This is a genomic window from Aeromonas sp. HMWF016 (assembly GCF_963878195.1).
GTDB lineage: Bacteria > Pseudomonadota > Gammaproteobacteria > Enterobacterales > Aeromonadaceae > Aeromonas > Aeromonas lacus.
On record NZ_CAWNWX010000024.1, the window covers coordinates 18,103 to 30,423 of the forward strand.

Sequence of the window (12,321 nt, forward strand, 5' to 3'; positions counted from 1 at the left end):
TTGCGATAAAAGACACCATCCCACTGGATCCGGGCAGCCAGCTGATAGGCACGCTGCTGCGCTTCGGCCACTGTGTAGCCCAGCGCGGTGGCGCACAGCACCCGGCCACCGGCGGTCACTACGGTATCGCCATCAAGGCGAGTACCGGCGTGGAATACCTTCTCGCCGCTCGCCTCTTCCACCGGCAGACCGCTGATGGCCTTGCCCTGCTGGTAGTCGCCGGGATAGCCGCCCGCAGCCAGCACCACGCCAATGGCCACGCGGGGGTCATAATTCGCTTCTACCTGATCCAGCTTGCCGGCACAGGCGGCCAGACAGAGTTCCACCAGATCGGAGCGCATCCGCAGCATGATGGGTTGAGTTTCAGGATCACCGAAACGGCAGTTGAATTCGATCACCTTGGGATTGCCCTGACCGTCGATCATCAGGCCGGCGTAGAGGAAACCGGTGTAGACGTTGCCCTCGGCCGCCATACCGCGCACGGTTGGCATGATCACCTGCTCCATCACCTTGCGGTGCACTTCATCAGTCACCACTGGTGCCGGCGAATAGGCGCCCATACCGCCGGTATTGAGGCCGGTATCGCCATCCCCTACCCGCTTGTGATCCTGACTGGTCGCCATCGGCAGCACATGCTCGCCATCGACCATGACGATGAAGCTCGCCTCTTCCCCTTCCAGGAACTCCTCGATCACCACCCGGGCACCGGCGTCGCCAAATGCATTGCCGGAGAGCATGTCGCGCACGGCCTCTTCGGCCTCGGTCAGGGTCATCGCCACGATAACCCCCTTGCCTGCGGCCAGACCATCAGCCTTGATGACGATCGGCGCCCCCTTTTCGCGCAGATAGGCCAGCGCTGGCTCCACCTCGGTGAAGTTCCGGTACTCGGCAGTCGGGATGGCGTGACGGGCCAGGAAATCCTTGGCAAAGGCCTTGGAGCCCTCCAGCTGGGCGGAAGCCGCGGTCGGACCGAAGATGGCCAGTCCCTCGGCACGGAAGGCATCGACCACCCCTTTCACCAGCGGCGCTTCCGGGCCAACGATGGTCAGACCGATGCGCTGCTCCTTGGCAAACGCCAGCAGAGCCCGGATATCGGTAGCAGCGATGGCCACGTTCTCGATACTCCCTTCGTGCGCGGTGCCGGCATTGCCGGGGGCGACGAAGACCCGGGTCACCAGAGGAGATTGCTTGGCTTTCCAGGCCAGGGCGTGTTCGCGGCCGCCATTACCAATGATCAGTACTTTCATCGTATCGCTCGCTTCTATGTGGGTCACAGGCTTCCGCCAGAGGGAAGCCGGTCGCAATAGTCAGTGGAAAAGAGACAACAAAAGGGCCGCCCGTGGCGGCCCTGATCCATCAGTGACGGAAGTGGCGCATGTTGGTAAAGACCATACACATGCCGTGCTCGTCGGCGGCGTCGATCACCTCCTGATCGCGCATCGAGCCACCCGGCTGGATCACGCAGGAGATACCGGCCTGCGCGGCAGCATCGATACCGTCGCGGAACGGGAAGAAGGCATCGGAGGCCATGACGGAGCCCGCCACGGTCAGCCCTTCATCCGCCGCCTTGATACCGGCAATCTTGGCCGAATAGACGCGGCTCATCTGGCCGGCGCCAACGCCGATGGTCTGGCCATCTTTGGCGTAGACAATGGCATTGGATTTGACGAACTTGGCCACTTTCCAGCAGAACAGCAGATCTTGCAGCTCGGCCTCGGTCGGCTGACGCTTGCTGACCACGGTCAGGTCGCCCAGAGTCACCATGCCGAGATCGCGCTCCTGCACCAGCAAGCCGCCGTTGACGCGCTTGAGGTCAAACCCTTGCGCCGGAGCTGTCCACTGACCGCACTCCAGCAGACGCACGTTCTGCTTGGCGGCGACCGCGTCGCGGGCCTCCGCACTGACACTCGGAGCGATGATCACTTCGACAAACTGGCGGGCCACGATGGCTGCCGCAGTGGCGCCATCCAGCTCACGGTTGAAGGCGATGATGCCGCCAAAGGCGGAGGTGGGATCGGTCTGGTAGGCTCGATCGTAGGCACTCAGCAGGTCGTCACCGACGGCCACGCCACAGGGGTTGGCATGCTTGACGATGACGCAGGCCGGCTCGTCGAACTCCTTCACGCACTCCAGCGCAGCATCGGTGTCGGCGATGTTGTTGTAGGAGAGCGCCTTGCCCTGCAACTGGGTAGCGCTGGAGACGGAACCCGGCGCGGCATGCTCCTCGGCATAGAAAGCAGCGGCCTGATGGCTGTTCTCGCCGTAGCGCATGTCCTGCTTCTTGATGAACTGGCTGTTGAAGGTGCGCGGGAAGCGGGACTCCTCGTCACCCTCCTTGTTGTCACCGTAGGAAGGCACCCCATAACTAGGAACAAGAGTGCCGAAGTAGTTGGCGATCATGCCGTCGTAGGCAGCGGTGTGCTCAAAGGCGGCGATGGCCAGATCGAAACGGGTTGCCAGTTTCAGGCTGTTACCGTTGGCATCCATTTCGCGAATAACGCGATCGTAGTCGGCAGCTTTGACCACGATAGCGACATCTTTGTGGTTTTTAGCCGCAGAGCGAACCATGGTCGGGCCGCCGATGTCGATGTTCTCGACCGCATCGGCCAAAGTGCAGCCCGCTTTGGCCACAGTGGCGGCGAAGGGGTAGAGGTTGACGACAACCATGTCGATGGGGGAGATAGCGTGCTGGGCCATGATGGCGTCATCCTGATCCCGACGGCCGAGAATACCGCCATGAACCTTGGGATGCAGAGTCTTGACCCGGCCATCCATCATTTCAGGGAAACCCGTGTAGTCGGAGACCTCGGTCACCGGCAGACCCGCCTCGCCGAGCAACTTGGCAGTACCGCCAGTAGAGAGCAGGGCGACGCCGCGTTCGTTGAGTGCCTTGGCAAATTCCAGAATGCCGGTTTTGTCAGACACACTCAGCAGTGCACGGCGAATGGGTCGAGCTTGTTCCATCACACTATCGTCCTCAACATAACGGGGACCGTTCCATGGGAGGCGAGGCTCAACACAGAGAGTCCCCAAATAAATGGAAGTGGGGGGATTTCGCAAACCACTCTTGCCGCAGGCCTGACAACGGCAAAAGTGCTTTAAGAAATGCCCGCTTGGTGCGGCGCTCTCTTATGGGCGCGTATTCTACACAAAAAATGTGACGGGTGGTGGATTTTTTAAATAGCAAAACCCTTATGTGGCGCGGCGTTAAACGTTTGCCACTTGATTTTTGCCAAACGTTTGCCATTTAAGGGGTTTATGGCAAAAGAGCGGCCAAACCAACTTTTGTCTGCCCCTTTTATGCCCTTGGCTGGCAATCGCCCGGCAAAGGGGTGATAGTGGGTTCCGGTTTTGTTGAGTCGCATATCCAACGGGAGAAAAGGGCATGTACCGGATCGGTGAACTGGCCAAGGCGTGCGGGGTCAAGGCGGATACCCTGCGTTTTTACGAGAAGAACGGGCTCATCTCGCCGGGGATCCGCAACGAATCCGGCTACCGCCTCTACAGCGAGCAGGACAAGCGACGGCTGGAGTTCATTATCCGCGCCAAGTCGGTGGGCTTCTCCCTTGCAGATATCGGCGAGCTGCTCGATCTCGATACCAACAAGGCCAAGGTCACCTGTCAGGAGGTGAAAGCAGTAGCCGACACCAAGCTGGCCCAGGTGGAGCAGAAGATCATCGAACTGACCCGCTTTCGCGACAACCTGCGCGAGCTTTCCAACATCTGCTGTGGCGGCCCCCGCTCGGCGGAGCACTGCGCCATTCTGGAAACGCTGGAGTCAGGAGCACCAACTCATCACGAGCATCACGGCCACGATGAGCATGACCCGGTTCACGGCTGACGGCACCAGCCGGGTCATTGCTCCCGCGGCAATTTGGTGACAAAATCGCCGCGTTTTTAACCGGTGCCAGAGCATCCGGTTGCCGGGTGCTCACCTGAACAGGCGCCCGTAGCGAAAACCGCCATCCAGACACAAGAGTCAACACACCAAGAGCAAGAAGAGGAGCCATCATGGCCAAAACTCGGGTAGAACAACCCGCCCTCACCCGTGAGGAGCATGCGCAAGGGGGCAACTATGCCCATCAGCGCGGCGAGATAAAGGATAACCATCTGCACGCCCTGCTCTCTGATCCCCTGTTTCGCAGCCGGGTCGAGCGCAACAAGAAGGGCAAGGGGAGTTACCAGCGCAAGGCCAAATTTGGCAAGCGGTGGGAGCCCGGCCAACAGCAGATGATCAGCGTCTGCTGCTGAGCGGGTTTCTACCGACCATAAACAATCAGGGCGCCAATGGCGCCCTGATTGTTATTTCGAAACACGGTTCGCCAAAACTGGCTCACGACCTGTCGCGAGAAGCTGTCAGCAAGGTGAAGAGCAGCACAGGAACCGGAGCGTATAGATATACGTGAGGCTTCCGAGCAGTGCATGAACCTTGATCACGGCTTCGCAGCCAGACCGTGAACCCGTTTTCACTCATCCATAAACAGCTCAAGCAACACATTCAGGTAGCGATGGCCGAGAGAGGTAAGCTGCCAGCTATCCCCCAAATCCTCGATAAGCTCCTTGCTTTGGGCAATGGTCAAAACCGTCTCCACCCGCTCCAGCGGCAGGCCAGTGTAGGCCTCGAATTCCGCCTTGGGGGCCGGTTCGAACAGCCGGAAGCGGTTCATAAAGTATTCGAGCGGCAGATCGTCTGCCGTCACCTGCCACAGCTCGTCCAGATAGGGACGACCTGGATCCAGATACCCTTTCGGATGCTTCACCTTGGCGGTACGCAGGATCTGTTGGTTTGCGAGATCGGTCACCTTGCCGTGGGCACCACAGCCAATCCCCAGATAGTCGCCGAAACGCCAGTAGTTGAGGTTGTGATGGCACTGATAGCCCTCTTTGGCGTAAGCCGAGATCTCGTACTGGCGATAACCACTGGCGGTGAGCATGGCGTGGCCCTGCTCGTAGATGTCCCACAGGGTGTCATCTTCCGGTAGTTTGGGCGGCTTGGAGGCAAATGCGGTGTTCGGCTCTATGGTGAGCTGATACCAGGAGAGGTGCGGCGGGGCGCAGTCAATAGCCTGCTGCAGGTCATAAAGGGCATCATCCAGACTCTGATCCGGCAGACCGTGCATCAGATCCAGATTGAAGGTGGGCAACTTGATGGCGTGGGCCAGTGCGGCGGCCTTGCGCGCCTCTTCCGGGCCGTGAATGCGGCCGAGACGGGTCAGCTTCTCCTGCTGGAAGCTCTGTACCCCGATGGAGATGCGGTTGATGCCGGCACGCTGGAAACCGGCGAACTTGTCCGCCTCCACCGTGCCCGGGTTGGCCTCCATGGTGATCTCGCAATCCGCGGTCAGTGGAATGCGAGCACGCACCCCGTCCAGCATGGTTTGCATCGCTTCCACCGTCAGCAGGCTGGGGGTGCCGCCGCCGATAAAGATCGAGGAGAGAGGTCGTCCCTGCGCCCACTTCAGATCCTGCTCCAGATCCTCCAGCAGGGCCGCCACATACTCGAGATGGGGCAACTCCCCCTTCTGGGCATGGGAGTTGAAGTCACAATAGGGGCACTTCTGGACACACCAGGGCACGTGGATATAAAGGGAGAGAGGCGGCAGTTGCAGCATGGACGTTCCAATAAAACGGGGGCTCAAGGCCCCCATTGTAGATGACAATATGCGATGGGCGGTGGAGGCTTAACTCAGTGAGCCGCCAGCGCCGCTTTCAGTTTGGCCAGCGCCTGGGCACGGTGGCTCAGCTGGTTTTTCAGCTCGGCCGGCATCTGGGCGGCGGTGCAGTCGTGATCCGGCACGAAGAAGACGGGGTCATAGCCAAAGCCATGCTGACCGCGCTGCTCGTCGATGATCATCCCTTCCCAGCTCGCCTGACAGATAATGGGGGTGGGATCGTCGGCGTGGCGCATATAGACCAGCACACACCAGAAACGGGCGCTCTTGAGGTAATCGGGAGCACCTTTGAGCTCAGCCAGCAGCTTCTCGATATTGGCCTTGTCACCGGCACCCTGACCGGCAAAGCGGGCGGAGTAGACCCCGGGACGGCCTTGCAGCAGATCCACTTCCAGACCGGAGTCATCGGCAACGGCGGGCAGGCCGGTGATGCGGGCGGCATGGCGCGCCTTGATGATGGCGTTTTCAACGAAGGTGGTGCCGGTCTCGTCGGCATCGGAGACAGCAAACTCGCTCTGCGGGATCACCTGGATCTTCATGTCGGCCAGCATGGCGGCCAACTCCTTCACCTTTTTCTGGTTACCTGTTGCCAGGACAAGCTTGTTCATCGAGCACCTCCGCAAAAATAATCAGCGCATTCTATGCGGCGCAAGCGTTTAGTAAAAGCGTCAATTACAGCAGCAGCGATGGCTTGAGAGGGAGTTATCCCCCTTTCAATAGAGAGCTTTTTGATACATGTTTCCACAGAGGAATAACCAAAGTGATTAAATACCATTTCTATTCATTACTTTGAGCCAGTAGACTCGCGCACCAATTCAATTCCGGCTGATAGAGAGGTGACAGATGCCATTGATTCTTTTACTCGTACTGCTGGTGCTGTTCAGCCCATTGGCCATCGACATCTACCTGCCCGCCATTCCGCAGATGGCTGAACAGCTCGGGGCGGAAGTGACCCTGATGCAGGGCACCATCACCTGGTTCCTGTTCAGCATGGGTCTGGGACAACTGCTGGTCGGGCCGCTGGCCGACCGTTACGGCCGCAAGCCGGTTGCTCTGGGCGGTGTGCTGCTCTACGGCCTGAGCGCGCTGGGGGCCGGTTTCGCCGCCAGCCTCGGCGAGCTGATGATCGCCCGGGTGCTGCAGGGCTTTGGCGCCTGCGCCACCTCGGTCGCCGCCTTCTCGGTGGTGCGTGACAGCTATGGCCCGAAAAAGAGCGGCCAGATGATCTCCTATCTCAATGGCGCCATCTGCTTTATTCCAGCCCTTGCCCCCCTGCTCGGTGGCTGGCTCACCGCCAAGGCGGGCTGGTCTGCCAACTTCTGGTTTATGGCCGGTTATGCGGTCATCGTTGGCAGCTGGCTGCTGTGGCGGATGCCGGAGACCCGTCCGGAAGAGACCCGCAGCGAAGGGGCCCTCATCAGTTGGTCGCGCTACAGCCCGGTACTGCGCTCCCCCAGCTTCTTGTTCAACGCGGCGCTGTGCATGCTGGCGATGGCGGTGATCCTTGCCTATGTCACCGCTGCGCCGGTGCAGCTGATGGTGAAACTGGGGCTGGATATGAGCGGCTTTAGCTACTGGTTTACCGCCAACGCCGCGCTCAACATTCTGGCCTGCTTTATGGCGCCACGCTTTATCGCCAAGGTGGGGCCAAGACGCACCTTGCGTATCGGCCTGCTGGTGTTGATGCTCTCCGCCATCAGCCTGACCCTGGCCATGCACATCGAACATCCGCTGGCGATGATGGGGCCGGTATTCCTCTCCAGCATCGGCTTTGCCATGATTCTGGGTTCGGCCGCCGGGATGGCGCTGGCACCGTTCGGCCACTGCGCCGGTACCGCTGCTGCCCTGCTCGGCCTGTTCCAGATGAGCGGATCCGGTGCACTGGTTGGCCTGACCGGCGCACTGATGCACGACCCGCTCAGCCAGCTGGCGCTGCATATGTGGCTGCTGCTGCCACCGCTGGTGATGCTGATGACGCGCCGCGGACGCCGCTTGTGTTTGCAATAAATCCTGTGCTCTGATGCACACTCCGGGGGCCATGGGCCCCCTTCTTGTTTGTCACTCGACGTCAGCGGAGAACCCCGATGAGCCACTCTCTCAACGCCGCCCTGGTGGGCTATGGCTTTGCAGGCAAGACCTTCCACGCCCCCTTCCTCTCCACCACGCCCGGTTTGTCCCTGAGCTGGGTGGTCAGCAGCGATTCGGCCAAGGTGCAGGCCGATCTGCCCGGCTGCCGGGTCGGCTCGCTGGAACAGGTGCTGGCCGATGGCTCGGTCGATTTGGTTGTCATCGCCACCCCCAACGATACTCACGCTCCTCTGGCCCGTCAGGCGCTGCAGGCTGGCAAGCACGTCGTCATCGACAAGCCATTCGCACTGGATTTGGCCGAAGCGGCAGAGCTGGTCGAACTGGCCCGCAAACAGCAGCGACTGCTCAGCATCTTCCACAACCGGCGCTGGGACGGGGATTTTCTTACCGTGCGCCGTTTGATTGCCGAGGGGACACTGGGGCAGATCGCCCAGTTTGAATCCCATTTCGATCGCTATCGTCCCGAGGTGCGTCAGCGCTGGCGCGAAGCGGGTGGCCCGGGTTCCGGCCTCTGGTTCGATCTCGGCCCCCATGTGCTGGATCAGGCGCTGCAGCTGTTCGGCCAACCGAACTGGCTGCAGGCAGACCTTGCCGGACAGCGCCCAGGAGCACTGGCGGACGACTACTTCCATGTGGTGCTGGGCTACGGCGAGATGCGAGTGATCCTGCATGGCAGCTGTCTGGTATCGGCTACCATGCCGCGCTTTGTCATTCACGGCAGTCAGGGCTCGTTCGTCAAATTCGGTATGGATGTGCAGGAAGATCAGCTCAAGCTGGGCAAGCGGCCACCGGCAGCGGATTGGGGGCTGGATAGCGACCCCGGTCAGCTCAGTCGAATTGTGGATGGCCAATTGCAGCAACAGAGCCTGACCGGCGAAGCGGGCGATTACGGCGCCTACTACCGCGGCGTCTGTGCCGCCATCAGAGGTGAGGGAGATAACCCGGTACCCGCCACGGAAGCGTTGGCGGTGATGGCACTGCTGGACCTTGCCCGCGAGAGCAATCGCTTGGGGCAACGGCTGAGCTGTCAGAAGCTGTCTGACTAACGCGGAGCAGGTTGCCACTCTGACAGATATGGATACCGTTTAAACTGCCAATCAACATGAATAATTTGGTGGTTTATTGTGCATCAACCGCAAATAAGCGGCATCTTGTATTGATATCAGTCGTTGCAGTGGAGCTTTTTATCCACGGCACGAAAAAATGTCATTGTGATATCCGTTTTCATCGGTAACTAATGGGGCTATATTGCGCCCGCCTGCTGCCTCCCGGCTTCTTGTTTCAATACCGGGCAACGGTGGGCGCTGTGATGGTTGCACAGACCATCTCTCCATATTTATTTGAGGGAATGCACATGAACAAAGTACTGGTAGCCGGTATCCTGGGTCTGATGTTGACTGCTTGCGGTCAGAAAGAAGAAAAAGCTGCCGCTCCTGCTGCTGCTCCGGCCGCCGAAGTTGCTGCCACTGTAGAAAAAGCCGCTAGCGAAGCCACCTCTACCGTAGAGAAGGCCACCTCCGAAGCGACTGCAACCGTAGAAAAAGCTGCTGACGAAGCGGCTACCAAGGTTGAAGCTGCAGTGAGCGATGCCAAGGCCAACTAAGCCTGCACCTCATTGAAAGACGGGCCCCATGGGCCCGTTTTTTTATCTGACAATCAGGGCGCCGGATTAATCAGCGAGGTGAGGATGTGATCCTCCCAGCGGCCATTGATCATCAGATACTCCCGCGCATACCCCTCCCGCTCGAATCCGAGTCGCTCCAGCAAGGAGCCGCTACGCAGGTTGGCAGGCATATAGCAAGCCATGATGCGATGCAGTCCCTGCTCGCGAAACAGATAGTCGATGGCGGCAGTCAGGATCTCCTGCATCAGCCCCTGTCCCTCATGCTGCCGGTCGATGGCATAACCGAGGTGACACGCCTTGAAGATCCCCATCATGATGTTGCTGAAGTTGCAGGTGGCGATCACCCGCTCACCAGCCGGATCGAGCGCCACCAGATTGACGCCGGTGCCGTTGAAAAACTGGCTGTAGCTATCCTGCAGCCGGTTATGCCAGTAAGAAAGGGTGTAGAAATGGTCGTCGCGCAGTGGCTCCCACGGGGTAAGGTGGTCGCGATTGCGCCGGTAAAAGTCGAGGATCATCGGGGCCTGATCGGGGGTCAGCACCGTCAGGTGGGCCCGCGGGGTTTTGATATGGGGTAGCGCCATCAGGAGTCTCTCTGCCCGAGCCATTCGTCGCGCAGCAGGCTGTAGTGAACATGATCCACTATCCGGGAACCCAGTCGCTCCGCGCGTCGGGTAATCCCCTCCTGCTGCATCCCGAGCCGTTCACAGACGGCTCTGCTGGGCTCATTGTCGGTCGCGGCAGTGATCTCCACCTTCTCCATCCCCATCTCCTCAAAGGCGTGATGGATCAGCGCATGACAAGCCCGGGTAATGATGCCGTTGCCCTGCCAGCGCTCCGCCAGCCAGTAGCCGATGACCACCTTGCCAAGATCGTGATCGATGCTGTTGTAGCCAATGACCCCAACCACCTCCCCCTGATACTCGATGGCGGTGGTAAGCCCCTCGCCACGGGCAAACTTCTCGATGGCATGACGGATAAAAGTCGCGCTGTCGGCTGGACGTAAAATGAAAGGTGGCCACGGCAGCCATTGGGAGAGGTACTCCCGGTTGTCATTGCAGAGGGCAAACAGCTCGCTCGCCATGTCTGGCTGCAAGAAGAGCAGCGCCAGCTCGTCATCCAACTGCCATGAAAACATGGGATTCTCCTTTTAAATCAGTCGCCAAAACATGAGGCTGCCCCAATGTAGCCAATCGCAACTTGGCACGCCAGCCACTTTTGTCACCTCCTCATTTCCCCTCTCGGTACGAAGAGGCGGCAGCCCCGAACTATTTCTCTCCCTCCAAAGAGGAGGGTGGCTCTCTGAAACCGGATAACGCTCTTTGAACGGCTCCTTTTGATGCCCAAAACGGGCCTTTCAGCAGATCCTGCTACCCCTCTGTGCTGCGCTGTCACATCTGACAGGAGGCACTTTTTTACCCCGGAACTAGCTTGAAAATGCCCGACCAATGGTCGGTTCAACAACATCATCGATTTAAGGAAAGAAGAGATGAATAAAGTATTTCTGGCCGTGGCACTGGCCTGTTGGGGAGGTGCCGCCATGGCGGCACAAGAAGTCGAGATCAACGTTAACGCAAGCAGCGCCAGAGCAATGTCTGGCCTTAATGCCGGCGCCGGTACACTGCAGCTGGAAGATGGCGAGTTTCGTCAGGTGCGGGTAGTCAAACTGCCCAACGGACAACAGCGGATCCGCTACGAGCAGACCTGGAATGGCATTCCGGTAATGGGCCAGGTCGTGGTGGCTGACAAGAGCCTGAGCGGCCAGCTGCAGCAGGCCACCGGGCGCATGCTGCGCCAGATTGATCAGGATGTGGCGAGCCCGGTCGCCACCCTCTCGCCACAGGATGCCGCCAGCAAGGCCAAGGCGGGCAGCAAGGGGAGCAACGAGCAGATCAAGCTTTACGTGATGCAGGACGAGAACGGTCTGGCCCGGCTGGTCTATCAGGTCTCCTTCGTCGCGGAAGGTGACAAACCGAGCCGCCCCTTCGTCATCCTCGATGCCCAGAGCGGCGAGGAGCTCAAACGCTGGGAGGGGATCAACCACAAGAATGCGACCGGCCCGGGGGGCAACATCAAGACCGGCAAATACTTCTACGGTACCGATTTTGGCCCGCTCATCGTCGATGACAGCTGCCGGATGACCAGCCCCAACGTCGATACCATCAACCTCAACCACGCCACCTCTGGCGGCACCATCCACCAATTCACCTGCCCGGAAAACCGGGTCAAGGAGATCAACGGCGCCTACTCGCCGCTCAACGACGCCCACTACTTCGGCAACGTGGTATTCGACATGTATCGCAACTGGTACAACACGGCACCATTGACCTTCAAGCTGAAGATGCGGGTTCACTACAGTAAGAATTACGAGAACGCCTTCTGGGATGGCAGCCAGATGACCTTCGGGGACGGGGCCACCACCTTCTACCCGCTGGTAAGCCTCGACGTGGCAGCCCACGAGGTGAGCCACGGCTTTACCGAACAGAACTCGGGGCTGGTCTACTCGGGTCAGTCCGGGGGGATCAACGAGGCCTTCTCCGACATGGCGGGGGAAGCGGCCGAGTTCTACATGAAGGGGGGCAACGACTGGCTGGTCGGGGCGCAGATCTTCAAGGGCAACGGTTCCCTGCGCTACTTCGAGGATCCGACCCGGGATGGCAAATCCATCGGCCATGCCAGCGACTACTACGACGGCATAGACGTGCACCACAGCTCGGGGGTCTATAACCGCGCCTTCTACCTGCTGGCCAACAGCAGCGGCTGGAACACCCGCAAGGCGTTCGAGGTGTTCGTGCTGGCCAACCGCCTCTACTGGGGCGCCAACACCGACTACCAGCAAGGGGCTTGCGGTGTCAGCCGGGCCACCGCCGATCTGGGTTACAACCAGGCCGATGTGGCTCGCGCCTTCCAGACCGTCGGGATCGATGCCGGTTGCGG

At 59.8% G+C, this 12,321-nt stretch carries 12 protein-coding genes; 6 read left to right on the forward strand and 6 right to left on the reverse strand.

The genetic code is table 11. The annotated features are described in order from the left end of the window. Window positions 1-1,247: phosphoribosylamine--glycine ligase (purD, locus tag AACS24_RS02875; RefSeq protein ID WP_108572347.1), on the reverse strand; the 1,247-nt coding region annotated here is incomplete at its 3' end. A 109-nt stretch (window positions 1,248-1,356) separates the two neighbouring features. Beyond that, complete coding sequence (purH, locus tag AACS24_RS02880) at window positions 1,357-2,964, reverse strand: bifunctional phosphoribosylaminoimidazolecarboxamide formyltransferase/IMP cyclohydrolase (RefSeq protein WP_108572296.1); 1,608 nt, start codon at window positions 2,962-2,964, stop codon at window positions 1,357-1,359. A 421-nt stretch (window positions 2,965-3,385) separates the two neighbouring features. Between purH and zntR the strand changes: the two genes are divergently transcribed. Both zntR and AACS24_RS02890 read left to right on the forward strand, forming a co-directional pair. Then, window positions 3,386-3,841 carry a Zn(2+)-responsive transcriptional regulator gene (zntR, locus tag AACS24_RS02885; RefSeq protein WP_108572297.1) on the forward strand — a complete coding sequence of 152 codons (456 nt, stop codon included), beginning with the start codon at window positions 3,386-3,388 and terminating at the stop codon, window positions 3,839-3,841. Window positions 3,842-4,011: 170 nt separating this feature from the next. Then, entirely contained in the window at window positions 4,012-4,251 is a 240-nt protein-coding gene (locus AACS24_RS02890; protein WP_042029637.1) for an alternative ribosome-rescue factor A, read from the forward strand. A gap of 215 nt (window positions 4,252-4,466) precedes the next feature. On the opposite strand, the gene hemW is transcribed toward AACS24_RS02890, so the two are convergent. Both hemW and rdgB read right to left on the reverse strand, forming a co-directional pair. Further along, window positions 4,467-5,612: a radical SAM family heme chaperone HemW gene (hemW, locus tag AACS24_RS02895; protein WP_108572298.1), complete on the reverse strand. Its 1,146-nt coding sequence runs from the start codon at window positions 5,610-5,612 to the stop codon at window positions 4,467-4,469. A 74-nt stretch (window positions 5,613-5,686) separates the two neighbouring features. After that, window positions 5,687-6,280 carry an RdgB/HAM1 family non-canonical purine NTP pyrophosphatase gene (rdgB, locus tag AACS24_RS02900; RefSeq protein ID WP_033112987.1) on the reverse strand — a complete coding sequence of 198 codons (594 nt, stop codon included), beginning with the start codon at window positions 6,278-6,280 and terminating at the stop codon, window positions 5,687-5,689. A 235-nt stretch (window positions 6,281-6,515) separates the two neighbouring features. Here rdgB and AACS24_RS02905 point away from each other — a divergent pair, with 235 nt between their 5' ends. The 3 genes from AACS24_RS02905 to AACS24_RS02915 all read left to right on the forward strand — a co-directional run bounded on the left by AACS24_RS02905 (window position 6,516) and on the right by AACS24_RS02915 (window position 9,363). Further along, window positions 6,516-7,679 carry a multidrug effflux MFS transporter gene (locus AACS24_RS02905; RefSeq protein WP_033112986.1) on the forward strand — a complete coding sequence of 388 codons (1,164 nt, stop codon included), beginning with the start codon at window positions 6,516-6,518 and terminating at the stop codon, window positions 7,677-7,679. Window positions 7,680-7,756: 77 nt separating this feature from the next. Beyond that, on the forward strand, window positions 7,757-8,806 hold the full coding sequence (locus tag AACS24_RS02910; protein WP_108572299.1) for an oxidoreductase: 1,050 nt from the start codon (window positions 7,757-7,759) through the stop codon (window positions 8,804-8,806). A gap of 308 nt (window positions 8,807-9,114) precedes the next feature. After that, entirely contained in the window at window positions 9,115-9,363 is a 249-nt protein-coding gene (locus AACS24_RS02915; protein WP_042030661.1) for a hypothetical protein, read from the forward strand. Between the two features lie 53 nt (window positions 9,364-9,416). On the opposite strand, the gene rimJ is transcribed toward AACS24_RS02915, so the two are convergent. Together rimJ and AACS24_RS02925 are read right to left on the reverse strand one after the other, a co-directional pair. After that, window positions 9,417-9,968: a ribosomal protein S5-alanine N-acetyltransferase gene (gene rimJ, locus AACS24_RS02920; RefSeq protein ID WP_108572300.1), complete on the reverse strand. Its 552-nt coding sequence runs from the start codon at window positions 9,966-9,968 to the stop codon at window positions 9,417-9,419. Then, on the reverse strand, window positions 9,968-10,522 hold the full coding sequence (locus AACS24_RS02925; protein WP_108572301.1) for a GNAT family N-acetyltransferase: 555 nt from the start codon (window positions 10,520-10,522) through the stop codon (window positions 9,968-9,970). The genes rimJ and AACS24_RS02925 overlap by 1 nt, the downstream gene beginning before the upstream one ends. Window positions 10,523-10,873: 351 nt before the next feature. Between AACS24_RS02925 and AACS24_RS02930 the strand changes: the two genes are divergently transcribed. Beyond that, window positions 10,874-12,321, forward strand: a 1,448-nt coding sequence (locus AACS24_RS02930; protein WP_258223069.1) for a M4 family metallopeptidase, incomplete at its 3' end; no start/stop codon positions are given.

Coding starts and splice junctions, on each gene's coding strand:
- purH (WP_108572296.1), bottom strand. CDS start 2,964: ATGGAACAAGCTCGACCCATTCGCCGTGCACTGCTGAGTGTGTCTGAC.
- zntR (WP_108572297.1), top strand. CDS start 3,386: ATGTACCGGATCGGTGAACTGGCCAAGGCGTGCGGGGTCAAGGCGGAT.
- AACS24_RS02890 (WP_042029637.1), top strand. CDS start 4,012: ATGGCCAAAACTCGGGTAGAACAACCCGCCCTCACCCGTGAGGAGCAT.
- hemW (WP_108572298.1), bottom strand. CDS start 5,612: ATGCTGCAACTGCCGCCTCTCTCCCTTTATATCCACGTGCCCTGGTGT.
- rdgB (WP_033112987.1), bottom strand. CDS start 6,280: ATGAACAAGCTTGTCCTGGCAACAGGTAACCAGAAAAAGGTGAAGGAG.
- AACS24_RS02905 (WP_033112986.1), top strand. CDS start 6,516: ATGCCATTGATTCTTTTACTCGTACTGCTGGTGCTGTTCAGCCCATTG.
- AACS24_RS02910 (WP_108572299.1), top strand. CDS start 7,757: ATGAGCCACTCTCTCAACGCCGCCCTGGTGGGCTATGGCTTTGCAGGC.
- AACS24_RS02915 (WP_042030661.1), top strand. CDS start 9,115: ATGAACAAAGTACTGGTAGCCGGTATCCTGGGTCTGATGTTGACTGCT.
- rimJ (WP_108572300.1), bottom strand. CDS start 9,968: ATGGCGCTACCCCATATCAAAACCCCGCGGGCCCACCTGACGGTGCTG.
- AACS24_RS02925 (WP_108572301.1), bottom strand. CDS start 10,522: ATGTTTTCATGGCAGTTGGATGACGAGCTGGCGCTGCTCTTCTTGCAG.